This is a genomic window from Ochrobactrum teleogrylli (assembly GCF_037482325.1).
Lineage (GTDB): Bacteria > Pseudomonadota > Alphaproteobacteria > Rhizobiales > Rhizobiaceae > Brucella > Brucella teleogrylli.
On sequence record NZ_JBBHKQ010000001.1, the window covers coordinates 1,132,277 to 1,158,308 of the forward strand.

Here is a 26,032-nt window from a genome sequence, read left to right on the forward strand (position 1 = left end):
GCAATGAGCTTTATTCCTGTCATCATCAGCGGCGGTTCCGGTTCAAGGCTCTGGCCGCTTTCGCGCGATGCCCACCCCAAGCCCTTCATCGAATTGCCCGACGGCAGCACGCTGATCGGCAAGACCTATAACCGGGCGGCACGGCTTGAAGGCGTCGATCACATCCTGACCGTCACCAATCGCGATTTTCTGTTTTTGACGCTCGACGCCTATGCGGACGCCAAGGCACCCAAGACCGATAATGCCTTTCTGCTAGAGCCGCTGGGCCGCGATACCGCGCCTGCCGTGGCGCTCGCCGCAATGCACGCCGCCGCCACCTACGGCCCGGACGCCACGCTTCTGGTGATGCCTGCCGATCACCTGATCGAAAACGAACCCGCCTTTGCAGAAGCGGTTCAAAAGGCGCGGCAGCTTGCCGAAACCGGTCGCATCGTGACATTCGGCATTGTGCCCGATCACCCGGAAACCGGCTTTGGCTATATCGAGGCGGATGGCGTGGACGTGCTGCGCTTTGTCGAAAAGCCCGATGCGCAAACCGCGCAGGCCTATGTCGAGAGCGGACGCTATTTCTGGAATTCGGGCATGTTCTGCTTTACCGCGAGAACCATGCTGGAAGCGATGCGCGCCCACGCGCCGGAGATTTTCAACGGCGTGCAGGCCTCGCTCGAAAATGCGCGACGCGGCGTCAATGGCGACACCAAGACCATCGAAATTCCAAAGGACGAGTTTGCCGCGACACCGGCCATTTCCATCGATTATGCCATCATGGAGAAGGCCGACAATATCGCCTGCATTCCCGTTTCATGCGGCTGGTCGGATATCGGCTCCTGGGCGGCCATGGCCGACCTGATAAACCCGGACGCGGACGGAAACCGCCTGCGCGGCGAAACCGTTCTGGAAGACACGACCAACAGTTTTGTCCTGTCGGAGACCCGGCTGGTCAGCCTTGTCGGCGTGCACGACCTTCTGGTCGTCGATACGCCGGACGCGCTGCTCGTCGCCCATCGCGACAAGGCGCAGGATGTGCGCAAGGTTTTCAACCGTCTGCGCGCCGATGGCCACGAAGCCGCCAAGCTGCACCGCACCGCCCATCGCCCATGGGGCACCTACACCGTGCTGGAAGAGGGCGACGGCTTCAAGATCAAGCGCATCGAGGTGAAGCCCGGACGCCGCCTCAGCCTTCAGGCGCATCATCACCGTTCTGAACACTGGATCGTCGTGTCCGGCACCGCCAAGGTGACCAATGGCGACCGGGAAATTCTGCTGACCAACAACCAATCGACCTATATTCCCTGCGGCTTCAAGCACCGTCTGGAAAATCCTGGCATTCTGCCCCTGGTGTTGATCGAAGTGCAGAGCGGCGAATATCTCGGCGAAGACGATATCGTGCGGTTCGACGATATTTACGGTCGGGTATAAAAGACCAGCGCCGACGAAGTTTTCTCCGTCGGCGCTTGTTTGAATTCAATCAGTTGAAAGCGCCGCTGTCGCTTTTGCTTTCCGGGCGTTCCGCCGCGACCTTCTGGCGATAACCGCTGGCGCGATAGGCGGCAATCGGTTCGATCGCCCCGCCGGTGCGGCGGCGCGCTTCGGCCAAAATCGGCTCGACATCGGTGCGATAAGCGCGTTTCAGCGTATCCGACGCCATCAGCGCATCGTTTTCCTGCTGATAGGTTTCCAGCGCCTCGCGGTCTACCAGCAGCGCTTGCGCATAGGCGCGGCGGATTTCATTTGCCGACGAAATAAGGCTCTCCAGCGGATCGGTCACATTGTGCGACTGGTCGATCATATGGGCCGGATTGAAATCCTTCACGCCGCGATAATCGGCATCGACCAGCTCGTTGAACACGAGAAACAGCCGATAGGGATCGATGGAACCGGCGTCGAGATCGTCATCACCATATTTGCTGTCGTTGAAATGGAACCCGCCGAGTTTGCCGAACTGCATCAGCCGCGCCACGATCATTTCGATATTGGTGTTGGGCGCATGATGGCCAAGATCGACCAGACATTGCGCTTTGGGACCAAGCGTCGAGGCGATCAGATAGTTTGTGCCCCAGTCCTGAACCACCGTCGAATAGAAGGCCGGTTCATACATTTTATGCTCGGAGAACAGCCGCCAGTCGTCGGGCAAAGCTTTATAGATTTCGCCCATCGAAGCCAGATAGCGCTCGAAAGCACGGGTGAAATTCTGCTGGCCGGGGAAATTGGACCCGTCGCCGAGCCACACCGTCAGCGCCTTGGAGCCGATGGCATTGCCGATTTCGATACATTCGAGATTATGCTCGACGGCCTGTGCCCGCACCGCCGGATCAACATGGGTGAGCGATCCAAACTTGTAGGACAGTTTCTGATCGGCAGCGTCCGAAAACGTGTTGGAATTCATAGCATCGAAGCCGAGGCCCAGCGCTGCGGCATGGGTTTTCAGCTTCTTTGGGTCTGCCTTGTCCCACGGAATATGCAGCGAAACATTCGGCGTCGCGCGGGAAAGCTCGTTGATGACAGCGCAATCGTCCAGCTTGTCGAAAATACCGCGCGGCTCGCCGCCGCCCGGAAAGCGACCGAAGCGGGTGCCGCCCGTGCCGGTGCCCCAGGAAGGCACGGCGACGAAATAGCTTGCAACCTTGTCGGTGACGGTGTCGATCTCGATGCCGCGGCGCGAAAGCTGTTCGCCCAGCGCCTGATAATCGCTTTTCAGCGCGTTTTCGAAACCGGAATTATGCTCGGCGATAAAATCCGCCGAAATACGTTGATCGGACATGGTTCCTCCCAGAATGTCCCAGATTACACGATCAGCGCGGAAAACTCTGCTGGTTCCCGGCGTCCACATTGATGATGTTGCCGGTGGATTTGGCCGAAGCATCACTGGCGAGGAAGTAGATCGCCTCGGCGATATCTTCCGGCAGGACATTGAGCTTCAGCAGCGACCGCTTGCGGTAATGCTCTTCCAGCTCCGAGACATCGATCTTGGAGGACGCCGCGCGCTGTTCGCGCCATTCGCCGTCCCATATCTTGGAACCGCGCAGAACCGCATCGGGATTGACCACATTAACGCGGATACCAGCATCGGCTCCTTCCAGCGCCAGACAGCGGGCCAGATGGATTTCAGCAGCCTTGGCCGTGCAATAGGCGGACGCATTGGGCGATGCGGCCAGACCATTCTTGGAGGCGACGAACACCACATTGCCGCCGATCTTCTGACGGCGGAACAGACGGAACGCCTCCCGCGAAACGAGGAAATAGCCGGTCGCCAGAATGTCGATATTGCGGTTCCACATCGACAATTCGGTCGCTTCGACAGGAGCCGATGACGCAATGCCTGCATTGGAGACCAGAATGTCGATGCCGCCGAGTTCAACGCTGGCCTCGACAAAGGCGTTTGCGACGCCCTTTTCGTCGGTCACGTTCAGTTCGACGCTGCGCACCTGATCAGCGCCAAAACGCTTCGATAGATTGGCGTGAGCGGATTTGAGCGATTCTGCGTCAATATCCGCCAGAACCACGCAAGCGCCCTCACCCGCCAGCCGCTCGGCGGTGGCATAGCCGATGCCGCCAGCGCCACCCGTGATAAGCGCAATGCGCCCGGCAAGGCTTTTCGGCTTCGGCATGCGTTGCAGCTTGGCTTCCTCAAGCAGCCAATATTCGATGTCGAAGGCTTCCTGTTCCGGCAGTCCCTGATATTCGGACACGGCAGATGCGCCGCGCATGACATTGATCGCATTGACATAGAACTCGCCGGCGATACGCGCCGTCGCCTTGTCGCGGGCAAAGGACAGCATGCCGACGCCGGGGATCAGGAAAATCACCGGATTGGGGTCGCGCATTTTGGGCGAATTGGAGTGCTTGCAGGTCTCATAATAGCGCTTGTAATCGGCGCGATAGGTTTCGAGCGCATCCTCAAGCCCGGCAACGATGGCGTCCACATCCGGCTTGGCCGGATCGAAATTGACGACCAGCGGGCGGATTTTGGTGCGCAAAAAATGATCCGGGCAGGATGTGCCCAAAGCGGCCAGCGGGCGCAGTTCCTTCGCATTCACGAATTCCAGCACCGCATCCTGATCATCGAAGTGACCGAGCTTACGCTCTTCCTTGCCGATAAGTCCGCGAATTTCCGGCATCAGTCGCGCTGCAATGGCGCGGCGCTCGGAGGCCGCGAGACTTTGTGTGACAGCACCGCCGAAAGCGGGTTTGCCTGCCATCTTCTGGTCCAGCCATTCAATGGCTTTGTTGATGATGGCGAGCGTGGTTTCGTAACAGGTCTTCGCATCGTTGGCCCAGGTGAAAAGCCCATGACTTTCAAGGACAACGCCCTTGGCCTTTGGATGCGCCTTGACGAAAGCCTCAAGATCGAGACCGAGCTGGAAGCCCGGGCGACGCCACGGCAGCCAGCCAATATCGTCACCGAAAATCTCGGCCGTCAGCTCGCGGGAATTTTTCGACGCGGCAATCGCAATGATCGCGTCTGGATGCATGTGATCGACATGGCTGAAAGCGACAAAACCATGCAGCGGCGTATCAATGGATGCGGCGCGCGGATTAAGGTTGAAGGTGCAATGCGGCAGGAAGCCGACCATGCGGTCTTCATCCTCGACGCCCTTATAGATGCCTTTCAGCGCATCGAGCTTGTCCTGATAAAGCGTGGCGAAACCGTCGAGCTTGATGGTGCCCACATCGCCGCCCGAACCCTTGACCCAGAGAACTTGAACCTTTTCGCCGGTCAACGGATCGATTTCCTCGACCTTGGCAGAGGTGTTGCCGCCGCCATAATTGGTGATGCGCTTGTCTGACCCGAGCAGATTGGAGCGGTAAAGCAGCTTTCCCGGCTCATCCAGCGTTGCCGCCTTGGCGTCGTCCCAGCGATTATCGAGCAGCCGATTGCTGTCCACCATGTCATCCTCCCAAGTCTGTATGGCCAATCGCGTCGCGCACCTTCCCATGCGCGAGCGATCATGTTGGCGGCAGATATGACGCATGAAACGAAATACTGTCAATCACAAACAATCATAACCGATCAAAAATTTCACGCATGTGCGAATTAATGATTGTTTGTGATTGACATGCGCCACCAATTTGAGAATAGATGGAAGCAGGAGGAGCCATGCACGAAAGAGAGCGCCACCGCATCATCCTGAGCGCTGTTCAGGAAAAGCCGGTGATCACCATTCAGGATCTGGTGGAATTGACGGAGGCGTCGGAAGCGACCCTTCGGCGCGATATCGCATCGTTGCATATGCAGGGCCGCATCAAGCGTGTGCGCGGTGGAGCGGAAGCCATCCATCCGCCGCAGTTCGGCAGTCTGGCAGGGCGTCCGTTCAAGGTTTCGGAATCCGAAAATGGCGACCGCAAGCGCGCCATCGCCCGTGAAGCCGTGGCGCTTTGCGATGAAGGCGACAGCATCATTATCAATGGCGGCTCCACGACATTCCAGATGGTGCATTATCTGACGGCGCGCCGCCTTCAGGTGCTGACGAATTCCTTCGCCATTGCCGAACATCTGTTGCGGCAGTCGAAAAGCACGGTGATCGTGCCCGGTGGCGCGATCTATCGCGACCAGAGCCTGATCCTTTCGCCTTTCGACAATGACGTCATCCGTAATTTTTACGGTCGGCGCATGTTCATGGGCTGTCAGGGCGTCAGCCCGCTTGGCGTGATGGAATCCGACGCGCTGATCATCCAGAGCGAACAGAAACTGATGGGCCAGGCGGACGAGCTAGTCCTGATGGTCGATTCATCGAAATTCACCCGCCGTTCCAGCCTCATCCTTTGCCCACTCGACCGGGTCAGCACGCTGATCACCGATGACGGCATTTCCGATGAGGCGCGGCGGATGGTGGAAAATGCGGGTATCCGGCTGATTGTAGCGCAGGCTTCCGCAAATGCCGGCAAGGGTGGCGAACAGGGGGATTCCGCCGAGGTTGCCTGAGCCAACTCTATTATCATCCCGGCCAATGCCGGGATCGTTGTGAAAATATGTCTTTATACTGGGAGGAATGAGACATGAAACTTTTCAAGAAACTCGCACTCGGTACTGCGCTGGCCGTCGCCTTCATGGCCGCCCAAGCACAGGCCGCCGACATCAAGATCGCGCTCGTCGCGAAGTCGCTTGGCAACGGCTTCTTTGAAGCCGCCAACAAGGGTGCGCAGGAAGCCGCCAAGGAACTGGGCGGCGTTGAGGTCATCTATACCGGCCCGACCACCACGACCGCCGAAGGCCAGATTGAAGTCATCAATTCGCTGATCGCCCAGGGCGTCAACGCCATCGCCATTTCCGCCAACGACCCGGATGCGGTCGTACCGGCGCTGAAAAAGGCCGCCCAGCGCGGCATCAAGGTGATTTCGTGGGATTCCGGCGTCGCTCCGGCTGGCCGTATCGTGCACCTCAACCCATCGTCCAACGAGCTGATTGGCAAGATGTGCCTGAAGCTTGCTGCCGACCACCTGCCAGACGGCAAGGGTGATTTTGCGATCCTGTCGGCCACCACCACCTCGACCAACCAGAATATCTGGATCGGCGAGATGAAGAAGCAACTGAAGGACTTCCCCGGCCTCAATCTGGTCACGACCGTCTATGGCGACGATCTTGCCGACAAGAGCTATCGTGAAGCACAGGGCCTCCTGAAGTCGAACCCGAACGTCAAGGTCATCGTGGCGCCGACCACCGTGGGCGTTCTGGCTGCTTCGCAGGCCGTGAAGGATGCGGGCAAGATCGGTGATGTCTATGTGACGGGCCTTGGCCTGCCGTCTGAAATGGCTGGCGCCATCAAGTCGGGCGCGACCAAGGAATTCGCCATCTGGAATCCGATTGATCTCGGCTATTCCGCAACCCAGATCGCCTATCACCTCGTCAAGGGTGATGCCGATGGCAAGCCGGGTTCCGAAATCGATGCCGGACGCATGGGCAAGATCAAGATCGGCGAAAACGGCGAAGCCGCGATGAGCGATCCTTTCGTCTATGACGAAAAGAACATCGACCAGTTCTCCAAGGTCTTCTGATCGGAAAGCGCATCCCGAAAGGATGCGCATTCATGAAAAGAGGCGGCATTCGCTGAACGGATGCCGCCTCCCATTCCCCGGATTCGATTTCAGGTGTCTGCAATGAATGCAGCTTTTCTCTCAAGCGGTGATTCCAGCGGTGAGCAGACGGTGCTTGCCCCGACGGATCAGCCCATTCTGGAAATGCGCGGCATTGCCAAGACATTTCCCGGTGTGCGTGCGCTCGATGACGTCAATATCGCGCTCTATCCCGGTAAGGTGACGGCATTGATCGGCGAGAACGGCGCGGGCAAGTCCACGCTCGTGAAAATCCTCACCGGCATTTACCAGCCCGATGAAGGCGAAATCCTCATCGACGGCAATCCGGTGCATCTGGCGACCGCACAGGATGCGACCGATCACGGCGTAACGGCCATTCATCAGGAAACCGTGCTCTTTGACGAATTGTCGGTGGGCGAAAACATCTATCTCGGCCATGCGCCGCGCACGAAACTCGGCTTCGTCAACTGGAAGGCCGTCTATGCCCGTTCGCAGGCGCTGCTTTCCTCGCTGGAAACGACGGTCGATGCCCGGATAAAGCTCAAGGAACTTTCCATCGCCCAGCGCCATCTGGTCGCCATTGCTCGCGCGCTGTCGGTGGATTCGCGCATCGTCATCATGGACGAGCCGACCGCAGCCTTGTCGCGCAAGGAAGTGGACGACCTGTTTCGCATCGTGGCGCGGCTGAAAGCGCAGGGCAAAGCCATCCTGTTCATCAGCCACAAATTCGATGAAGTCTACGAAATCGCCGATAATTATGCGGTGTTCCGCGACGGGCACGCCGTCGGCCACGGTACGCTTGCCGATACGCGGCAGAACGATATCGTGCGTATGATGGTCGGGCGGTCTGTCGATCAGGCCTTCCCCAAGCAGAATGTCACCATCGGCAAGCCGGTGTTGAAGGTTGAAAACTATTCGCACCCGACCGAGTTTCGCGACATTTCCTTTGAGCTGCGCAAGGGGGAAATTCTCGGCGTTTACGGCCTTGTCGGCGCGGGACGCTCGGAATTCGCACAATCGCTGTTCGGTATCACCAAGCCATCGCGTGGCCGTGTGACGCTTGAAGATCGCGAGATCAGCATCCGCCGCCCCGGCGACGCGGTGGCGCATGGCATTGTCTATGTGCCGGAAGAGCGCGGACGCCACGGCGCGGTGCTGCAACTACCGATCTTTCAGAATGTTTCGCTGCCGTCGCTCGCCCGCACCTCGCGCAATGGTTTTTTGCGCATGGCGGAAGAACTGGCGCTGGCGCGTAAATATGCCGAGCGCTTCGACCTGCGCGCCGCCGCCCTTTCCGTCCCGGTCGGAACGCTGTCTGGCGGCAATCAGCAGAAGGTCGTCATCGGCAAGTGGCTCGCCACAAATCCGAAGGTCATCATTCTCGACGAACCGACCAAGGGCATCGATATCGGTTCCAAGGCCGCGGTTCACGCCTTCATCAGCGAACTGGCCGCCGAGGGTCTCAGCATCATCATGATCTCGTCGGAACTGCCGGAAATCATCGGCATGTCGGACCGTGTGATGGTGATGCGCGAGGGCCTGATGGAAGGCGTCTTCGAACGCGCCAGCCTCGACGCGGAAGTGCTGGTGCGCGCCGCCACGGGCAATGCCGAGGAGGCTGCGGAGTAAATCATGAAACAATTGCTGAAACAGCGGGAACTCCTGCTCCTCGTCATCATCGCGCTTCTGGTTGGCCTGTTCGCCAGCCGTGCGCCGGGCTTTGCCAGCGTCGGCAATCTGGCGGGCATCTTCAACGACACGTCGATCCTGATCATCATCGCGCTCGGACAGATGGCGGTGATCCTGACCAAGTCGATCGATTTGTCGGTTGCTGCCAATCTCGCCTTTACCGGCATGGCCGTGGCGATGCTGAACGCGACCTATCCCGGTCTGCCGCTGGTGCTGCTGATCGTGCTTGCCATCGGCATTGGCGCTGTTCTGGGCGCGATCAACGGCATTCTCGTCTGGAAGCTCAACATTCCGGCGATTGTCGTCACGCTTGGCACGCTCACCATCTATCGCGGCATGGCCTTCGTGCTCTCCGGCGGCGCCTGGGTGAACGCGCACCAGATGACGGCCCCCTTTCTCAACACGCCACGCACGCCTTTTCTCGGCCTGCCGCTCCTCGGCTGGACGGCAATCCTGATCGTCGCGCTCGTCTATGTGCTGCTGACACGGACATTTTTCGGGCGCGCTCTTTATGCCTCCGGCGGCAATCCGACCGCGGCCGTCTATACCGGCATCGATGTGGGTCGCACGCGCTTCTTCGCCTTCGTGCTTTCGGGCGCGCTCGCCGGGCTTTGCGGCTATCTCTGGGTGTCGCGCTATGCCGTCGCCTATGTGGATGTGGCCGCCGGTTTCGAACTCGACAGCGTTGCGGCCTGCGTCATCGGCGGCATCTCGACGCTTGGCGGCATCGGCACGGTAGCCGGTGCGGTTCTGGGCGCGCTTTTTCTCGGCGTCATCAAGAACGCGCTGCCGGTCATCGACATTTCGCCCTTCTGGCAGATGGCGATCTCCGGTTCCGTCATCATTCTGGCGGTGATTTTCAATGCGCGGCAGGAAAAGCGGCGCGGACGAATCATCCTGCGCGACAAGGCCGCGAAGACTTATGAGGAGGTAGCGGCATGAGCGAGACTGGTACGAACGACAAGCGCCGTCACATTCCAGACCGCCTAGGCACGCCCTTCTCGCGCATCTTCGCCAGCTGGGAAATGCTGCTGCTTGGCGTGGCGATTGCAATCTTCATCGCCAATTCCTTCGCCTCGCCCTATTTCCTCGATGCGTGGAACCTCTCCGACGCCACGTTCAACTTCACCGAAAAGGCGTTGATCGCCTTTGCGATGACGCTTCTGATCATTTCCGGTGAAATCGACCTCTCGGTCGCCGCAATCATTGCACTGTCCTCGACCGTAATGGGCGCGGCTGCGCAGGCTGGTGTCGGCACGCCGGGTCTGGTCGCCATCGGCATCGGCACCGGCCTTGTCTGCGGTGCCATCAATGGCGGGCTGGTGGCCGGATTGAAGCTGCCATCTATCGTCGTGACCATCGGCACGATGAGCCTTTTCCGCGGTATTTCCTATATCGTGCTCGGCGATCAGGCCTTTGGCGGTTATCCGGAAAGCTTTGCCTATTTCGGACAGGGCTATGTGTTCTGGGTAATCTCGTTCGAATTTGCGCTGTTCGTTCTGTTCGCTGTGCTGTTTGGCGTTCTGCTGCATGCCACCAGCTTCGGACGCCGTGTCTATGCCATCGGCAACAATGAATTCGCGGCGCGCTTTTCTGGTATTCCGGTTGAAAAAGCCAAATTCGTGCTTTTCCTGATGACCGGCGTGATGAGCGGCATCGCTGCCGTCTGCCTGACCTCGCGCCTCGGCTCCACGCGCCCCTCGATTGCACAAGGCTGGGAGCTCGAAATCGTCACCATGGTCGTACTGGGTGGCGTATCGATCCTCGGCGGATCAGGCACCATTGTCGGCGTGGTGATTGCCGCTTTCGTGATGGGCCTCGTGACCTTCGGGCTAGGCCTTCTCAATGTGCCGGGCATCGTCATGTCGATCTTCATCGGCCTTCTGCTGATTATCACCATTTCGCTGCCGATCCTGATCCGGCAGTTCAGAGCGAGGCGCAAAGCATGACGGCTGAACGCTATGCATTTCGCATGACGCTTAATCCCGGCATGGAGGCGGAATATCGCCGCCGCCATGACGAAATCTGGCCGGAACTGGTCGAACTTCTGCACACGGCAGGCGTGTCGGACTATGCCATCTATCTCGATGAAGAAACCAATAGCCTGTTTGGCGTGCTGACGCGCAGCGCCGGTCACGGCATGGCCGCCCTGCCCGACCATCCAGTGATGAAAAAATGGTGGGCGCGCATGGCCGATATCATGGCTACAAACCCCGATAATTCGCCGGTTTCTATCGATCTCAAGCCAGTGTTTCACATGTCATGAAGCGCATTGCCATTCTCGATATCGGCAAGACCAATGCCAAAGTCGTCATACTCGATGCGGCAGGCGGCGAGGAAATTGCCGCGCGCCGCATGCCGAACACTGTACTTCGCGACGGCCCCTATCCGCATTATGATATCGAGGCGCTATGGCGCTTCTTTCTGGCAAGTCTCTCGGAATTTGCGCTGGAGCCGGGTTTCGATGCCATTTCCATCACCACGCATGGCGCATCGGCGGCCCTCGTTGCTGAAGACGGCACGCTGGCAATGCCGGTACTCGACTATGAGCTTGAATATCCAGCCGAGATTCGTGCCGCCTATGCAGCCATAAAACCGGACTTTCGCGATACTTTTTCGCCGACCCTGTCGCTTGGCCTTAATCTCGGTGCGCAGCTTCACTATCTGAAAACGGCCTTCCCCGCCGATTTTGCGCGCACGCATTTCATATTCACCTATCCGCAATATTGGGCCTGGCGTCTGACCGGCATTGCCGCGTCAGAAGTCACGTCGCTTGGCTGTCACACGGATTTGTGGCTACCGAAGCAATCTGCTTTTTCGGCGCTTGTCGACCGTCTGGACATTCGCGAAAAATTCCCGCCGCTGCGCTCCGCCTTCGACGCGCTTGGGCCGCTGTTGCCGGCGATCGCGGCGGATATAGGACTGCCCTCCCCCGTTCCGGTGCATTGCGGCATTCACGATTCCAATGCTTCGCTGCTCGCCCATCTGATGGATCGCGAAGGCGCGTTTTCGGTGGTTTCGACAGGCACTTGGGTGGTGAGCTTTGCCGTGGGCGGCAAACTCGACCAGCTGGACCCGACGCGCGATACGCTCGCCAATGTCGATGCCTATGGGCGGGCCGTGCCTTCGGCGCGTTATATGGGCGGGCGCGAATTCGATCTGATGACCGAAGGGCTGCAAAGACCCTCCCCCACCGAATACGATGCCCTTGCCGCGCAGATTCTGCATCACGGGATCATGGCTTTGCCTTCCGCCGTTCCGAACTGTGGCCCTTTCCCCAACACGCATCTGCGCTGGCGCAATGCGGATCAGGCGAGCGATGGCGAACGTTATGCAGCCGCCTGCATCTATGCCGCGTTGATGACGGAAAGTTGCCTTGGCCTATTGGGCGCCAAGGGACCAATTGTGGTCGAAGGCCCTTTTTCCGATAATCCCATTTATCTGAAAGCATTGGCGAATTTCTCCGGACGCGAGGTTGAAGCCATTGCCGGATCAACCGGTACGGCCACCGGCGCCGGGCTTCTGGCGGGTGCGACGCCGAAGGAAAAGCACGGCAGAACCTATCAGCCGGATAATGACGCTTCCGGCAATGTCTATACCGCTTATCGCGCGCAATGGCTGGAAGCCGTCACGCCGCAAGCAGCGCACTGACTGGCAACGCCCCCTCCCAACAAGTTGTCACGTGATTGTGAAATCGCGGGCCGCTGCCTGCGATCCAATTCGCTTGCCATATTCAAGACACTTGTCATAAGCTACAAATAATAAGGTAGCTTATAAATAAGTGGTCATACAAGTGACGGACACCCGCGTTCTCGGTTTTCTGTTGCATGATGTGGCCCGCCTTCTTCGCAAACGTTTTGAGCAGCGCGCACGCGGAACTGGCCTGACACGGGCCCAGTGGCAAACGCTGGCTTTCCTCTCGAAGAATGACGGGATCATGCAACGCAGTCTGGCTGATCTGCTGGACGTGGAGGCTATAACTCTCACGCGCATTCTCGACCGGCTCGTTGAACAGGGATTTGTCGAAAGACGACCCCACCCGACCGATCGGCGTGCGCATCTGATTTTCATATGCGAGGCGGCTATGCCGCTTCTGGAAGTTATGCGCGAACTCGGCGGCCAGACGCGGGCCGAGGCGCTTGAAGGTGTTTCGCAGGCGGAACAGGAGCAGTTGATCCAGACCCTCCTGTCGATGAAAGACAATCTCTCTCGGGCTTGCCGGACTCCCGTAAGTCCTGAAATCGTCAACGAAGATACAGATCATGACTGACACGTCCAATATCGTAAAACATCCCGCCACTATCGAACGGGATGAGCCTGAAGCACGTCGGGAAACCCGCGCTGAAAGCACGGGTCCGTCCGCACAGCCGCAAGCGGCCACCGACGCGGCCCAAAAGCCCGGCGCAAGCGATATTGCCGCTCGCCGCAGGTTAAGGCGCCGCCGCATGATGTTTTCTCTTCTGCCGCTGGCGCTTGTTGTCGGCGGCTATTTCTACGTTACTGGCGGGCGCTATGTTTCGACGGATAATGCCTATGTGCAGGCCGATATGGTGGGCATTTCGACCGATGTTTCGGGCCTTGTCGCTGGTATTGACGTACATGAAAACGAGCTGGTCAAAGCCGGACAGGTGTTGTTTCGCCTGAAGCCGGATTCCTTTGCCATTGCGCTTGAAGGCGCTCAGGCCGAACTCGGCCATGTGCGCAATCAGATTCTTGCGCTTCAGGCCAGCTATCAGCAATCGCTTGCTGAAATCACGCAGGCCGAGGCCGATCTGCCCTTCTATCAGGCGACCTTCAAGCGGCAGCAGGATCTCGTGGCGACCAGCGCGTCATCGCGCGCGACTTTCGATCAGGCGAAACACGACCTCGATGCCGCCAAGCAGAAGGTTGCCGTGGCGAAGGCGCAAGCCCAGTCGGCATTGGCCGAGCTCGGCGGCAATGCGGACCAACCGGTGGAGCAAAACCCGCTTTTTCTACAGGCCAAGGCCAAGCTCGATGAAGCCCAGCGCCAGCTTGATGACGCGACAGTTCGTGCACCCTTCGACGGCATCGTCACCAATGTGAACAGCTTGCAGGTCGGCTCCTATCTGCAAGCCGCGCAACAGGCTTTTTCGCTCGTTTCGTCCGATCATCTCTGGATCACCGCCAATCCGAAGGAAACCGAATTGACCGGGATCGAACCCGGCCAGCCGGTGACGATCTCGGTCGATACCTATCCCGATGCCCGCTGGGAGGGCAAAGTCGCCAGTATCAGCCCGGCTTCGGGTTCCAGCTTCTCGCTGCTGCCGGCGCAAAACACGTCCGGCAACTGGGTCAAGGTCGTGCAGCGCATCCCCATGCGCGTCAGCATCGACAACAAGAACGGCCAACCGCCGCTGCGGTTCGGCATGAGCGTGAATGTGGAGGTCGATACCGGCCATCCGCGCGGTCTGCCGCGCTTCATTACCAATCTCTTCGGTGGCGGAAACCATGTCTAACGTCGCCATTTCCGGCGCGTCCATCGTCGCGCATCGCGGCGCGATCACCGCTTGCGTCATTCTCGCGGTCATCATGCAGGCGCTGGATACGACGATTGCCAATGTCGCACTGCCTTATATTCAGGGCAGCGTTTCGGCAAGCGCCGACCAGATCAACTGGGTGCTGACCTCCTATATTGTGGCGGCTGCGATCATGACGCCGCCGTCCGGCTTTCTGGCCGCCAAATTCGGTCGCAAGCGCGTGTTGCTGGCGGCTATTGCGGGCTTCGTGCTGGCCTCCGTCCTGTGCGGGCTTGCACAATCCCTGCCGCAGATTGTCGGTTTCCGGCTGTTGCAGGGCCTGTTCGGCGCTTCGCTGGTGCCACTGTCGCAAGGCATTCTGCTCGATATCTACACGCTGGAAGAACGTGGCTCCGCCATGGCGCTTTTCGGCGTTTCGGTGATGGTCGGCCCGGTTTTGGGGCCTGTCATTGGCGGCTGGCTGACTGACAATATGAGCTGGCGCTGGGTTTTCTACATCAATGTGCCGATTGGTGCGCTGGCTTTCGTTGGCATCATGGTCTTTGTGTCTGAAACCAGGATAGACCGGACGGCGCGTCTCGACTGGACCGGCTTCGGCCTGCTCAGTCTCGCCATTGCCTCACTGCAATTGTTTCTTGACCGCGGCGAGCAGATGGACTGGTTTTCATCGAGCGAAATCGTCATCGAGTCGCTGGTTTGCGCAGCAGCCCTTTACCTGCTTGTGGTGCATACATTCACGGCAGAAAATTCTTTCGTCAAACCGCAGCTGTTTCTCGACCGCAATTTTGCGGTGAGTATGCTCTTCATCTTCATCATCGGCGTGACCTATCTGGCATCGCTGGCGCTGATGACGCCATATCTCCAGACCTTGATGGGCTATCCGGTGACGACAGCCGGCATCGTGATGGGACCGCGCGGCATGGGCACCATGGCTTGCATGTTTCTGGTCGGCAAGCTGATTGGCCGTGTGGATTCACGTTATCTGCTTTTGACCGGTCTCGGACTGACGGCATGGGCCATGTATGAAATGACGGGCTGGACGCCCGATGTTTCGCAGTGGACCATTGTGCGGGTTGGTTTCATTCAGGGCGCAGGTCTGGGCTTCCTGTTCGTGCCCTTGACCACGATTGCCTTTTCCACCCTCCCCGCGCATCTGCGCGGCGACGGGACCGGCCTGTATAATCTGTCCCGCAACATCGGATCAAGCGTTGGCATATCGATTGTTGCAGCGCTGCTGACGGAAAATGTGCAGGCCAACCATGCCGCTATCAGCGCCTATGTCACGCCGTTCAATCATAATTTCGATGGCGCTGTCGTTTCGCAATATCTCAATCCGACAACAGCTGCCGGACGGGCGCTTCTGGACAATATCATCTCCGAACAGGCGACAATCATTTCCTATATCGATGATTTCAAGCTGTTGATGCTGATGTCGCTTCTGGCGATGCCGCTCGTTCTTTTGCTCCGCAAGCCAAAGGTTGCGCAGGAAGTCGATCACAGCATCGCCATGGAATGAGATGAACGCTTACAGCTTGGCGAACTCGATATAGAAATCGTGAACGCCGGAGGCCAGAAACTGCACGGCAATGCAGGTCAGGAGAAATCCCATGATCTTGGTGATCGCCTGCATGCCGTGATCGCCGAGCATTCTTTCGAGGAACGTTGCCGATGACAGCGCCGCATAAGCGATGCTGACCGTCAGCAGAATGGCCACGATCACGATAATATGGCCGATGATGGTGTGTTCGGCAGGAATTTGCGAACCAAAACTCATCACCACGGCAATCGACCCCGGCCCCGCAAGGCTGGGCATGGCAAGTGGCGAAAACGAATAATCGATTTCCGCCTTCTTGATCTCGGAAGGCTCGACATTGACCTCCGACGAAGTGTCTTCACCAGAGAAGATCATCCGCAGCGCCAGGATCATGATGATGATGCCGCCTGCGACCCGGATGCCCGGAAGCGAGATATTGAACAGCGCGATGATCCCCTGCCCAGCAGCAAAAATGCCGTCAGGATCGAAAACGCGTAGATACAGGCTTTGACGGCCTGTTTGCGCTTGTTCTCCACGCTCATCCGCTTGGTCAAAGCCATATAGAGCGGAAATGTCGTGAGGGGGTTCATGATCGGCAGAAGACCGATGAAAACGATGGAAACATATTTGATGAAATCGATAGTCAAATTCACCGCACGGATACTCCGTTCTCAAATATTACGGTTGTCGGATGAGACGCCCTTACTTGGCTATTTGACCTACTCGTCAGTGGCCAGTCTTGGAATAAAGCGCGGCGTCTTCTGGTTTTGTAACGCGAAAGTCAGGACCTGAAACAGAACCGCTGTAGACCAGCCAAAGAGCAAAACGCCATTCATTGCGGTCATCGGGCCCATGAGATGCCAGCGTGCGAGCGGAACTATATCTCCATACCCGAGCGAGGTAAAATTCACGAAAGCAAAATAGAGCGCGTCTGCCCCGGCGGGTATGGCGAGAACCATAGTATAGGACGCCGACCATATAATGATTTCGATGACCTGTGTTGCCAGCAAAACCGACGCGGCAACCGACATTGTCGATATCAGCGCCAACATAGCGTATTTCCGCAGGGATTTATGGAGAAGTCGCGTCGTCCTGATAACCAGGATTGTTGCTAAAGCATGCAGAACAACATTGATCAGACCTATGGTGCTTCCAAATGCAAGTTGTTGAAATATTAGGAACATATAATATCTTCCTTAGTTTCCTTGTCTTGCGTAGCACTAAGCACTTTCGGTATCGATTACTCTCCTTTTTCGCCTCTTAGAAACGCTATATTTGATAAATTTGCTGTTACTGCCTATTGGGCGCGGCGTTGTGCATTCAGCGCGGCCAGCATCATCGGCTTGATCGAAAAACCACTATCCGCAGCCTTTTCCGTCAATATCCGCAGATAACCGCCTGCCGATCGAATCTGATCATAACGCTGGAGAATATAGGCAATTGCGATGGCCGTATTATAGTTTCCAAGCGTCTTTTTAGCCAAATCATAAAGTTTGGCGTCAATCCCGATGAAACTGCGGACGGTTTCTGCGGCATTCATCAGTCCATGCCATTGGCGGATCGGGCTCGATGAATAGGCTTCAATCTCTGGATAGGCGCGCAGAACCATATCGAGAGAGACCGTCGGTTCTGGTTGCGCCTTGTCGGTTATCATCCGGCGCTGGTCGATTTGTGAAACGCTGTCCTTTTCAAAATAGGAATCTGGATTCGATTCAATTTGCTGCCGCTCATTTTGAGACTCATTGCCGCTCAAATTTTCGATATTTTGCTGAATATTCAACAGCTTATTGATTTCGACCGAAAGTGTCTCCATTGCGGCGACCAACAGAGCCAGCTCATCGCGTTCCGCACGGCGTGGAATCGTATCGACAATGGCTCGGAAGCGCTGGTTGATTGCTGACCAGTCACCGGAAAGGTTTTCCGTCATGGCAAATTCAATCAGCTTGGCGATATCGCGACGCAGCAAGGTCAAGCGTTCACGTTGCTCGCGCAAAGCAGCCTTTTCGGCCCTCACCTGCTCGGCGGACGTTTCGAGTTCTTCGGCGCGCAACAGCAAAGGAGCGAGCGAAAAGCCGAATGCAATTTGCAACTCGCCGCCTTTGGCCCGACGCGCATAACGCTTGCCGTTCGGACTGTCCTGACGCGTGATGAAACCGGCATCGACCAGCGCGCCGAGATGACGCCGCAATGTAGCGTCCGCCATGCCATGGGCACGCAACGCCAATTGCTTGTTGGATGGAAAGACGATCAGGCCTTCATTGGCTTTGAGATGATTGTCCGGATGAAAGGACAGCAATGCTGACAGAACCGCCAGTGAGCGATCATTCAACCCATAAATCGTCTTTGCTTCGCACAGCCAGCGATGCATCTGCCACTTATCGACGGCAAGGTCTTGCGGCATTTGTCGGGCATTGCGTTGCGCTGCCAACAAGGCAGCCGTCATCGGTCGACTGCCAAACGGCGTCGAAGCCAAATGCATCTCCATTTTCTTTCACCTTCCACAAGGCAAAAGAAATCCACCCGCCGAAAAGACGCTTAAGACACTTGACAGTGATTCGTGGATTTGCGATTCTCTAGCTGCTAAACCAATGAGAAGGGCTTCCACGCGGCGACGTTTGGGGGCCTTTTTCTTTTGCTATCTCGTTCCTTTTCGCTTGAGCGATTTTCCAACCGGATTATTGGCTACCACTCATCTCTTCAATTTTACGCCTGCATGACCCGCAAAACCGTTTCGGAGTTTCGCTGGGAATGCTCTTGATCGTCTCGATACAGATACGCAGATAATCGTACTCAGACACTGGACCGGGCTGCGGAAACCGCTTTCCAATCCGAAAGCTTGTTACTTCTCGTCGTTCTGGAAGGACGCATAAAGCGTATCCAGATTACGCGAGAGCCATTCGGCAAAGCGAGGCCCATTGGCTGCACCAAGAGCCAGCGTTGCCGATTTGCCGTTCTGTTTGATTGTGGCGCTGACGGACTTGTCCGAAGCGGTCCATGTCGCACCGGGGCGCAAAGCGGCCTTGGTGACGGACTTCTTCTGACGGGCGCCCTTCAGATAACCGTAAAGCTGTTCGAAGCGATCAGCCGACGTTGCTGCCTTGAATGCAGCGGTCGCCATCAGTTCTTCTGCAGCGTCTTGTTTGCCGGGAATTTCGATCAGCTTACGCAGTTCAAGCCAGCGATCACGACCAATGCCCTTGGCAGGACCGATGGCCAGAAGAATGGCTTCTGGTATGGCCTTCGGAATGGTCAGCATCTTCGACAGGGTTTGATAGTCGATGGTCAAAGCGGCCTGAATAGCCTCACGCTCAAAGCCAAGCGCTTCTAGACGTGCCGCAAACAAAACCCGTTCGATGAAGCTGAGATTGGCGCGCGCCGAGTTTTCTTGGCCCTGGCTCAGAATATGTTCCAGATCGGCAAGCGGCTTGATAACGGCTTTGACCTTGAGGCCCAGCTCGCGCGCAACACGGGCACGGCGATGGCCAAAGACGATCATATAACGGTCGCTGGTCTCAGGATGCGGACGCACCAGAATAGGGCTGTCCTGGCCACGCTCGCGAATGGCTTCGAGAAGCTCCTGATATTCCTGATCGTCGGCTTCAGGCAGACGGTCGGCAACAAAGGACGCATCAAGATTGTTGGGATCAAGCTCAACGACAGTTTCGCCATCCAGCCTTTGTGAAGCCTGCTTGGCGAGTTCATCAATCGAAGCGGAAAGCGATTTGGCAGCGCCGAACCGGCGCGATATGGCATCGACCGGCTGGGAAGGCTGTTCCGCCGCCGGTTCGTTCCGCATCACGCTGTCAAATATGTTCTTCCGTGCCATTCTCTATTCCTTAAACCGGTCAGAGACCTGATTTTATTGCGTATTTGCCGTTTTAGACGGCAGTCTAACGCCCCCATGCTTCGTGGATAAGCCCGCGAATCTCCGAATTGACCGCTTCCATGGCTTCCATCGCGCGGTCATAAGTGCCGCGGTTCATGGATGAACGTTCGACTTCGTAAAGCGTTTGCTTGGTCAGGCCGGCATCCGAAATCGCCGTCGATTTCAGCATCTGATGCTTGAGCATATGCGACGCCAACATGCTCTGCATGAAACCGACCATCTGGGCCTGCGGTACGTCGGTCGGTTCATAACGAGTAATCAGATAGCGGAACCAGTCGAGTTGCACCGCCCCGCCCGCCTGCCGCACAGTCTTGAGAATATCGCCGAGCATCAGCAGGAACTGCGACATCGACATAAGGTCGAGCATTTGCGGATGAACCGTGATCAATACCGATGTTGCAGCGGACAATGCCGTCAGCGTCAGATAGCCAAGCTGGGGAGGGCAGTCGATAACGACCACATCGTAGGAATCATCGACTTCGGCCAGAGCCGTCGCGATGCGGTTCCAGAACATCTTGCCCTCGCCGCCATTCTGCATGGCCAAAGGCGTGTCATATTCATATTCCTGCAGCTCCAGCATGGCCGGAATAATATCGAGACCGGGAAAGTTCGTCCGGCGAATGACATCGCGGATGGGCTTCTTTTCGGAATCGTAACGAATGGCTTCGTAAAGCGACGGGAATTCATCCAGCTCTGGCTGGATACCGTGCAGTGCCGATAAAGAGGCCTGCGGATCGAGATCGATGGCAAGCACACGATGACCGGTCAAGGCGAGATGCTGCGCCAGATGCGCCGCGGTCGTGGTCTTGCCGGAGCCGCCCTTGAAATTCACAACGCCGATGACCTGAAGCTTTTCATGGGCACGGCGATGCGGAACATAACGCTTCACTTCGGCGCGACCATTCTGGTCAAGCCACAAACGCAGTTCATGCAGTTGGTCCACGCTATAGGCGCGGCGTCCACCTGTCAGTATAGTCGGCTCGACGCCCTTGCCCTCGAGGTGTAGCTTCTTCAGATTGCTGGGGGAGACGCCAAGGAAATACGCAGCTTCGGCCATAGAAAACTGACGCAGATTCTTCCGCGCATCCGGTGGGAAGTTTTCATGGCGCAGCAGATTGAGCTTGCGAGAGATTTCTCTCCCCTGCGTCAATATCATGTCGTCAAACGACACTGCTGCTGTTGAATTTGCGATATTCATTGACTTGGGATCCCTAGTGACGGCATCGGAACTAATACCGCCTAAATACCGTCATTATGTCCGATTCTTCTTGTATCGCAAGGGCTGCCCGAATTAACAAAGGGTTAGCAGGCAATTAAAAATTACGAAGAATTTTATCCTTCCGAATCAAATTGCTTTATCGAATTGTTTTTAAAGACTTTTATTGGAATTAGACGGCAGTCTATCATTGCAAGCGGCATGCTGGCGACCGCAGGTGGAGTCATTTATTGTCATCGTCCACGCTTTTAGGCGGGGATGGATGCCCGAATCGTCAAGTGCGCCTTGGCGTCCGATTGTCCGGTTCATATCCGGCAGGATGCGCCCCGCACAGTGGTACTGAAATGAAGTGACCAGCGCTAAAAGGGCAGGGGCGCGTCAGCCAAATTGCTCCTGCAACGGGAACTGGATTTTTCTCGGAAAAGCTGTTCAACAGTTCCGATGCACGATTCGAGTTTCCAGTCGAGTTTCACTGGCCCTTTCGCAAGGAACGATGATTTTTGTGCTTTTTGGTTAAGCGCTGTAGATTTTTTAACTTCTTCGCGCTACCATCCAAAGCATCGCCAGAGAGATTCCTTTTTAGAGCGCCTAGCTCGTCTCAGCGGTAAATTCCCCCCTTTAGATCGGGTTTTGAACTAGTCGCGCTAGGAAAACCTAACGCGGAATTAGCTTTCATATGCGATAAAATCTTGTTTATTCTCATTGCATTGAAATTTTCCATTCCGCGGACGAAACGACCGGTTTTTTACCGCTTTTGCCACGCCGTTGAAGCGGGCCTTTGTGGGCCTCCGATCACAAATGCAAAACCGTTATATGCGCGTCATCTAGCTTGCTTATGGAGACCTGACACTTTGTAGGAAGGGATTTCCAACATGCGTAAGCTTTTGCTCGCTCTCGCGTCCGCAACAATTTTGAGCGGCGCTGCCGATGCCGCCGATATTTATCCGCTCGACAGGGCCACGATTCTGGTCGGCTCGCCATTCGATTTCAAAGTGGAACTCGACAAGGTGGTGAAGCCGGAAGAGGTCAAGGTAACCGTCAACGGCAAGGATTACGAAACGGTATTTGGCGCCAAGGCCGAATTCGTTGCGGAAGAAAAGGGGAGCGAGGACAAGGTTCTCGGCTCAGCCCTCATTCTGCGCGATCTGAAAATCGCGGAGCCGGGCGCTTATAAGGTTGAAATCACGGCTGGCGCCGAGACAAAGACCGTCACCTGGGATGTGTACCCGACCGCGACGGAAGCGAAAGCCAAGAACATCATCTTCCTGGTGGCCGATGGTCTTTCGGTCGCGCATCGCACCGGCGCGCGCATCATGTCCAAGGGCATGGCGGGTGGCAAGGCCAATGGCCGTCTCAATATGGATGATGTTCCGCCGGTTGCCTTTATCGGCACGTCATCGACCCATTCGATTGCGACCGACAGCGCCAACACCATGTCGGCTTACATGACCGGCCACAAAGCGCGGGTGAACGCACTTGGCGTTTATGCTGACCGCACTCCGGCGAGTCAGGATGACCCGAAGGTCGAAACAATCGGCGAAGCGCTACGCCGCCAGACGAAAAAATCCATCGGCATCGTTTCCACGTCAGAAGTCGAAGATGCAACGCCTGCCGCGCTGGTTTCCCACACGCGCAAGCGTTCCGACAAGGCAGACATTGTCGGCATGTTCTACGATGTGAAGCCCGATGTGCTTCTGGGCGGCGGTTCGGCCTATTTCCTGAGTAAGGATGTTCCGGGCTCCAAGCGCAAGGACGACAAGGATTATATCCAGCTGTTCCGTGACGCAGGTTATGCCATCGTTACCGACAAGAACGAGCTGGCCGCTTCCGGGCAGTCCAACCAGCAGAACCTGCTTGGCCTGTTTCACACCGGCAATATGGATGTGACGCTGGATCGCGACTTTCTGAAGAAGGGCACTGTCGACAAGTTCCCGAACCAGCCGGGCCTGGTCGACATGACCAAGGCGGCACTCGACAAGCTCTCCAAGAACCCGGAAGGCTTCTTCCTGATGGTGGAAGGCGCTTCGATCGATAAGATGAGCCACCCGCTCGACTGGGAGCGGGCGCTGGTCGACACGATCGAGTTCGACAAGGCTGTCGGTGTGGCGCAGGAATTCGCCAAGAACAACCCGGATACGCTGATCGTCGTGACTGGCGACCACACCCATGGCGTAGCGATTATCGGTACGGTCGATGATGACAAGCCGGGCGATGAAATGCGCGCCAAGGTTGGCACCTATGATGCGGCTGGTTTCCCGAACTATGAAGACAAGGACGGAGACGGCTATCCGGATCGCGTGGACGTTTCGCGCCGCCTGTTCATGGCTGCGAATAACGGCCCGGATCATTATGAAACCTTCCGGCCGAAGCTGGATGATCCGTTCGTTCCGGCCATCAAGAACGAAAAGGGCGAGTATGTCGCCAATGAAGCCTATAAGGATGTGCCGGGCGCGGTATTCGTGCAGGGCAACATCCCGAAAGACGAGGATACCGGCGTTCACGCGGTAGACGATATCGTGCTTCAGGCGACGGGCCCCGGCTCCGAAGGGCTGCGCGGCTATATGGAACAGAGCGATGTGTATCGCGTCCTTGCCGATGCTTTTGCTCTTGGCAAGCCGAAGTCCGAATAGGAAGGCTTATCCTGAAACAGGGCAGGCGGCTCGCGCCGCTTGTCCGCAATTGATGGAGCGTCCGATGTTCAACCGGAACCATCTTAGCCGCCGACAAGTGATGCTTGGCGCACTGGCCATGCCGCTGGCGACAGCTATCCCGCAGGCGCGGGCTGCCGAGCAACTCGGCTTCAACAATCTCTATAAGAGCTTCGGCGTGCTGGGCCTTGAGTTTTCTGATCAGGTCAAACAGTCCGCTGGAAAGCAGGTTGCCATCAGCGGCTTCATGGCACCGCCCTTGAAGGCGGAAGCCAATTTCTTCGTGCTGACCGAGATACCAATGTCGATCTGCCCGTTCTGCTCGTCGGATTCCGACTGGCCGGACAATATCGTCGTGGTCTATCTCGCGGCGAAGCAGACTTTCGTGCAGTTTAACGCGCCGATCCTCACGCGCGGCACGCTGGAATACGGGTCGTGGACCGATCCTGAAACAGGATTTGTTAGCCAGCTACGCATGCGCGATGCTTCCTTCACAACGGTCTGATATGCCGACTGACCATGGCTCCGGTCTTTCGCTGGATATTTCCGCGTTGGAAGTGCGGTTTCCCGGCCTCCGGGAACCTGCACTTGCCATTGAGAATTTCCATTTGCCGCAAGGCGAGCATCTTTCAATCGCAGGCGCGTCGGGGTCTGGCAAAAGCACGCTGATCAACGCGATCACCGGGCTTGAGGCCGTCAAAACGGGGAAGGTGATGTGGGACGGCGCGGCATTCAGCAGCCTGTCGGCTTTTCAACGTGATGCTTTCCGGGCTCGCAATATCGGGCTCGTCATGCAGGATTTTCATCTCTTTCCGGGCTTGTCGGCCATTGCCAATGTCCTGCTGCCCGCGAAACTGAGCCGAGCAGTCAAGCCGGTGCGGCGCGAACGGGCGCTGGAGCTTCTGGAAACGGTCGGCATTAAACGGCCCGACCAGCATATCGAAACGCTTTCCCGTGGCGAGATGCAGCGTGTCGCCATTGCACGTGCGCTGTTTCCCGCGCCGCGGGTCATCATTGCCGACGAGCCGACCGCCAGTCTCGATCAGAAGACCGGCGCGGAAATCGCAGAACTTCTGGTGCAGCTTGCGAGCGCCCAGGGGGCCACGCTGATTGCCGTCACGCATGATCCGCAATTGATGAAGCGCCTGCGGCGGCAGATTTTTCTGGAGGGTGGCCGCATAACGAAAGACGCTGCGGGGCAGGGCACGACATGATCGCTTTCATCCTTGCCGATCTGCGCCGGTTCTGGAGCGGAGCCATTGCGGTGATTATCCTGCTGGCGCTGTCCGTTGCCCTGAGCACGGTGGTCACATTGCAGGAGCGCGCTGTGCGTCTCGGCACGGCGCGCGCGTCGGAGAAATTCGATCTGGTCGTGGGGGCGGCTGGAAGCGACACCCAGCTGACCTTGTCATCGGTGTTCCTGCAACCATCGCCCTTGCCGCTGATGTCGGGCGCGATGCTTGGCAAGCTTACTGCTGATCCGCGTGTCGCTTTCGCTGCGCCGATTGGCTTTGGCGATAGCGCGATGGGCTTTCCCATTGTCGGGACAACGACGCAACTGATTGCAGCCCTGTCGCCCGTACTGGCGGAAGGCGCTATTTTTGCCCGGCTGGGTGAGGCGGTTATCGGGTCTGCGGTGGATTTGCCGATCGGCGGTCGGGTTAATCCGATGCACGGCACGGTGGAAACGGGCGGTCACGCCCATGCGGAATTGAGCTATCACGTCAGCGGAAAGATGGCTCCGACGGGAACCGCGTGGGATCGCGCGATCCTCGTTCCCATTCGTGCGGTGTGGCAATTGCACGGCATGGGCGGTCATGATGACGACCACGAAGATGCGGCTGTGAAGAACGCGCAAGGCTCGCTCGCGGTGATCGGGCCGAACGATACCCATATTCACGATGCCCGGATCGATGTCGATGCGCCGCTCGATGAACAGTTCGATGCCAGCAGTCCGGGCATTCCAGCGGTTCTGGTCAAGCCGAAGACGATTGCCGATGCCTATCGCCTTCGGCAGGAATATAGGTCCGATACGACATTGTCGATCTTCCCGGCGGAAGTGCTGACGCGGCTCTATTCCACGCTGGGCGATGCGCGCAAACTTTTGCTCGGAATTGCCATCGGCACGCAGGTGATTGTCGTTTTCGCGCTGCTGCTGGTTGCGGTCATGCATATCGGTGCGCGCAAGCGCCAGATCGGTGCCTTGCGGGCATTTGGTGCACCGGTCAGTGCGGTGATGGCGATTGTCTGGGGTGAGCTGTTCTTCCTGCTGGTGCTCGGCATCCTGCTGGGCCTCTCTATCGGCTACGCTGCCGCGCATGTCATCACAGCATGGCTGACGGCGGCAACGGCTGTGAGAATGCCTGTCGAATTTTCAGTGGATGACCTTTACGGCGCTGGTGGCTTTATTCTCGTTGCAGCCATCGTGTCTCTGGTTCCGGCATTTCTCACACTGCGCATGAGCCCGGCCTCGGCGCTGCGTTCGTGATTATCAAATAGAAAAGCCCCCACCCGGATGACCCGGATGAG

23 protein-coding genes are annotated in these 26,032 nt (G+C 57.3%); 15 read left to right on the forward strand and 8 right to left on the reverse strand.

Annotated elements, in window-relative coordinates; genetic code table 11:
- The first annotated feature begins 3 nt into the window (after positions 1-3).
- The gene (locus tag WIX40_RS05270; protein WP_339438960.1) at positions 4-1,419 is read left to right on the forward strand and encodes a mannose-1-phosphate guanylyltransferase/mannose-6-phosphate isomerase; all 1,416 of its coding nucleotides are present in this window, start codon (positions 4-6) and stop codon (positions 1,417-1,419) included.
- Positions 1,420-1,468: 49 nt separating this feature from the next.
- Here WIX40_RS05270 and rhaI read toward each other — a convergent pair whose 3' ends face one another.
- A complete protein-coding gene (gene rhaI / locus WIX40_RS05275) occupies positions 1,469-2,761 on the reverse strand; it encodes an L-rhamnose catabolism isomerase (RefSeq protein WP_171317929.1) in 1,293 nt (430 codons plus the stop codon).
- Positions 2,762-2,792: 31 nt separating this feature from the next.
- Entirely contained in the window at positions 2,793-4,889 is a 2,097-nt protein-coding gene (locus WIX40_RS05280; protein WP_339438963.1) for a bifunctional rhamnulose-1-phosphate aldolase/short-chain dehydrogenase, read from the reverse strand.
- Positions 4,890-5,098: 209 nt separating this feature from the next.
- Between WIX40_RS05280 and WIX40_RS05285 the strand changes: the two genes are divergently transcribed.
- From WIX40_RS05285 to WIX40_RS05330, 10 genes are all read left to right on the forward strand, one after another.
- Positions 5,099-5,923, forward strand: coding sequence for a DeoR/GlpR family DNA-binding transcription regulator (locus WIX40_RS05285; protein ID WP_140024611.1), 825 nt, complete (start codon positions 5,099-5,101; stop codon positions 5,921-5,923).
- 74 nt (positions 5,924-5,997) lie between these two features.
- Positions 5,998-6,993, forward strand: a complete 996-nt coding sequence (rhaS, locus tag WIX40_RS05290) for a rhamnose ABC transporter substrate-binding protein (RefSeq protein ID WP_140024612.1) — start codon at positions 5,998-6,000, stop codon at positions 6,991-6,993.
- 102 nt (positions 6,994-7,095) lie between these two features.
- Positions 7,096-8,661 (forward strand): sugar ABC transporter ATP-binding protein, encoded by a 1,566-nt coding sequence (locus WIX40_RS05295; protein ID WP_167836088.1) that lies wholly within the window; start codon positions 7,096-7,098, stop codon positions 8,659-8,661.
- A 3-nt stretch (positions 8,662-8,664) separates the two neighbouring features.
- Positions 8,665-9,663: an ABC transporter permease gene (locus WIX40_RS05300; RefSeq protein ID WP_078338170.1), complete on the forward strand. Its 999-nt coding sequence runs from the start codon at positions 8,665-8,667 to the stop codon at positions 9,661-9,663.
- On the forward strand, positions 9,660-10,670 hold the full coding sequence (locus WIX40_RS05305; RefSeq protein WP_339438970.1) for an ABC transporter permease: 1,011 nt from the start codon (positions 9,660-9,662) through the stop codon (positions 10,668-10,670). Before WIX40_RS05300 ends, WIX40_RS05305 begins: the two co-directional genes overlap by 4 nt.
- A complete protein-coding gene (rhaM, locus tag WIX40_RS05310; RefSeq protein WP_339438972.1) occupies positions 10,667-10,987 on the forward strand; it encodes an L-rhamnose mutarotase in 321 nt (106 codons plus the stop codon). The genes WIX40_RS05305 and rhaM overlap by 4 nt, the downstream gene beginning before the upstream one ends.
- Positions 10,984-12,372 carry an FGGY-family carbohydrate kinase gene (locus WIX40_RS05315; RefSeq protein ID WP_339438974.1) on the forward strand — a complete coding sequence of 463 codons (1,389 nt, stop codon included), beginning with the start codon at positions 10,984-10,986 and terminating at the stop codon, positions 12,370-12,372. The genes rhaM and WIX40_RS05315 overlap by 4 nt, the downstream gene beginning before the upstream one ends.
- A gap of 142 nt (positions 12,373-12,514) precedes the next feature.
- Entirely contained in the window at positions 12,515-12,991 is a 477-nt protein-coding gene (locus tag WIX40_RS05320; RefSeq protein ID WP_339438976.1) for a MarR family winged helix-turn-helix transcriptional regulator, read from the forward strand.
- Positions 12,984-14,198, forward strand: a complete 1,215-nt coding sequence (locus WIX40_RS05325) for an HlyD family secretion protein (RefSeq protein WP_339438978.1) — start codon at positions 12,984-12,986, stop codon at positions 14,196-14,198. Before WIX40_RS05320 ends, WIX40_RS05325 begins: the two co-directional genes overlap by 8 nt.
- Entirely contained in the window at positions 14,191-15,735 is a 1,545-nt protein-coding gene (locus WIX40_RS05330; protein WP_339438980.1) for a DHA2 family efflux MFS transporter permease subunit, read from the forward strand. The genes WIX40_RS05325 and WIX40_RS05330 overlap by 8 nt, the downstream gene beginning before the upstream one ends.
- A gap of 9 nt (positions 15,736-15,744) precedes the next feature.
- On the opposite strand, the gene WIX40_RS05335 is transcribed toward WIX40_RS05330, so the two are convergent.
- The 6 genes from WIX40_RS05335 to repA all read right to left on the reverse strand — a co-directional run bounded on the left by WIX40_RS05335 (position 15,745) and on the right by repA (position 20,837).
- Positions 15,745-16,257, reverse strand: coding sequence for a MarC family NAAT transporter (locus WIX40_RS05335; protein WP_339440948.1), 513 nt, complete (start codon positions 16,255-16,257; stop codon positions 15,745-15,747).
- Positions 16,143-16,406, reverse strand: a complete 264-nt coding sequence (locus WIX40_RS05340; RefSeq protein ID WP_339440950.1) for a MarC family protein — start codon at positions 16,404-16,406, stop codon at positions 16,143-16,145. The genes WIX40_RS05335 and WIX40_RS05340 overlap by 115 nt, the downstream gene beginning before the upstream one ends.
- A 66-nt stretch (positions 16,407-16,472) precedes the next feature.
- Positions 16,473-16,805: a potassium channel family protein gene (locus WIX40_RS05345; RefSeq protein WP_235858967.1), complete on the reverse strand. Its 333-nt coding sequence runs from the start codon at positions 16,803-16,805 to the stop codon at positions 16,473-16,475.
- 245 nt (positions 16,806-17,050) lie between these two features.
- A complete protein-coding gene (repC, locus tag WIX40_RS05350) occupies positions 17,051-18,238 on the reverse strand; it encodes a plasmid replication protein RepC (protein ID WP_339438983.1) in 1,188 nt (395 codons plus the stop codon).
- A 354-nt stretch (positions 18,239-18,592) separates the two neighbouring features.
- Positions 18,593-19,579 carry a plasmid partitioning protein RepB gene (gene repB / locus WIX40_RS05355; RefSeq protein WP_121538408.1) on the reverse strand — a complete coding sequence of 329 codons (987 nt, stop codon included), beginning with the start codon at positions 19,577-19,579 and terminating at the stop codon, positions 18,593-18,595.
- Positions 19,580-19,643: 64 nt separating this feature from the next.
- Complete coding sequence (gene repA, locus WIX40_RS05360; protein ID WP_171317939.1) at positions 19,644-20,837, reverse strand: plasmid partitioning protein RepA; 1,194 nt, start codon at positions 20,835-20,837, stop codon at positions 19,644-19,646.
- Positions 20,838-21,727: 890 nt separating this feature from the next.
- Between repA and WIX40_RS05365 the strand changes: the two genes are divergently transcribed.
- The 4 genes from WIX40_RS05365 to WIX40_RS05380 all read left to right on the forward strand — a co-directional run bounded on the left by WIX40_RS05365 (position 21,728) and on the right by WIX40_RS05380 (position 25,991).
- Entirely contained in the window at positions 21,728-23,485 is a 1,758-nt protein-coding gene (locus WIX40_RS05365) for an alkaline phosphatase (protein ID WP_339438986.1), read from the forward strand.
- Positions 23,486-23,549: 64 nt separating this feature from the next.
- Positions 23,550-24,008, forward strand: coding sequence for a hypothetical protein (locus WIX40_RS05370; RefSeq protein WP_121538412.1), 459 nt, complete (start codon positions 23,550-23,552; stop codon positions 24,006-24,008).
- A 1-nt stretch (position 24,009) separates the two neighbouring features.
- Entirely contained in the window at positions 24,010-24,717 is a 708-nt protein-coding gene (locus tag WIX40_RS05375; RefSeq protein WP_339438988.1) for an ABC transporter ATP-binding protein, read from the forward strand.
- Positions 24,714-25,991, forward strand: a complete 1,278-nt coding sequence (locus tag WIX40_RS05380) for an FtsX-like permease family protein (protein ID WP_339438990.1) — start codon at positions 24,714-24,716, stop codon at positions 25,989-25,991. The genes WIX40_RS05375 and WIX40_RS05380 overlap by 4 nt, the downstream gene beginning before the upstream one ends.
- The last annotated feature ends 41 nt before the right edge of the window (positions 25,992-26,032 follow it).

Coding starts and splice junctions, on each gene's coding strand:
- WIX40_RS05365 (WP_339438986.1), top strand. CDS start 21,728: ATGCGTAAGCTTTTGCTCGCTCTCGCGTCCGCAACAATTTTGAGCGGC.
- WIX40_RS05305 (WP_339438970.1), top strand. CDS start 9,660: ATGAGCGAGACTGGTACGAACGACAAGCGCCGTCACATTCCAGACCGC.
- repC (WP_339438983.1), bottom strand. CDS start 18,238: ATGGAGATGCATTTGGCTTCGACGCCGTTTGGCAGTCGACCGATGACG.
- repA (WP_171317939.1), bottom strand. CDS start 20,837: ATGAATATCGCAAATTCAACAGCAGCAGTGTCGTTTGACGACATGATA.
- WIX40_RS05315 (WP_339438974.1), top strand. CDS start 10,984: ATGAAGCGCATTGCCATTCTCGATATCGGCAAGACCAATGCCAAAGTC.
- WIX40_RS05345 (WP_235858967.1), bottom strand. CDS start 16,805: ATGTTGGCGCTGATATCGACAATGTCGGTTGCCGCGTCGGTTTTGCTG.
- WIX40_RS05370 (WP_121538412.1), top strand. CDS start 23,550: ATGTTCAACCGGAACCATCTTAGCCGCCGACAAGTGATGCTTGGCGCA.
- WIX40_RS05375 (WP_339438988.1), top strand. CDS start 24,010: ATGCCGACTGACCATGGCTCCGGTCTTTCGCTGGATATTTCCGCGTTG.
- WIX40_RS05280 (WP_339438963.1), bottom strand. CDS start 4,889: ATGGTGGACAGCAATCGGCTGCTCGATAATCGCTGGGACGACGCCAAG.
- rhaS (WP_140024612.1), top strand. CDS start 5,998: ATGAAACTTTTCAAGAAACTCGCACTCGGTACTGCGCTGGCCGTCGCC.
- WIX40_RS05270 (WP_339438960.1), top strand. CDS start 4: ATGAGCTTTATTCCTGTCATCATCAGCGGCGGTTCCGGTTCAAGGCTC.
- rhaI (WP_171317929.1), bottom strand. CDS start 2,761: ATGTCCGATCAACGTATTTCGGCGGATTTTATCGCCGAGCATAATTCC.
- WIX40_RS05300 (WP_078338170.1), top strand. CDS start 8,665: ATGAAACAATTGCTGAAACAGCGGGAACTCCTGCTCCTCGTCATCATC.
- WIX40_RS05285 (WP_140024611.1), top strand. CDS start 5,099: ATGCACGAAAGAGAGCGCCACCGCATCATCCTGAGCGCTGTTCAGGAA.
- WIX40_RS05295 (WP_167836088.1), top strand. CDS start 7,096: ATGAATGCAGCTTTTCTCTCAAGCGGTGATTCCAGCGGTGAGCAGACG.
- WIX40_RS05330 (WP_339438980.1), top strand. CDS start 14,191: ATGTCTAACGTCGCCATTTCCGGCGCGTCCATCGTCGCGCATCGCGGC.
- rhaM (WP_339438972.1), top strand. CDS start 10,667: ATGACGGCTGAACGCTATGCATTTCGCATGACGCTTAATCCCGGCATG.
- WIX40_RS05380 (WP_339438990.1), top strand. CDS start 24,714: ATGATCGCTTTCATCCTTGCCGATCTGCGCCGGTTCTGGAGCGGAGCC.
- WIX40_RS05325 (WP_339438978.1), top strand. CDS start 12,984: ATGACTGACACGTCCAATATCGTAAAACATCCCGCCACTATCGAACGG.
- repB (WP_121538408.1), bottom strand. CDS start 19,579: ATGGCACGGAAGAACATATTTGACAGCGTGATGCGGAACGAACCGGCG.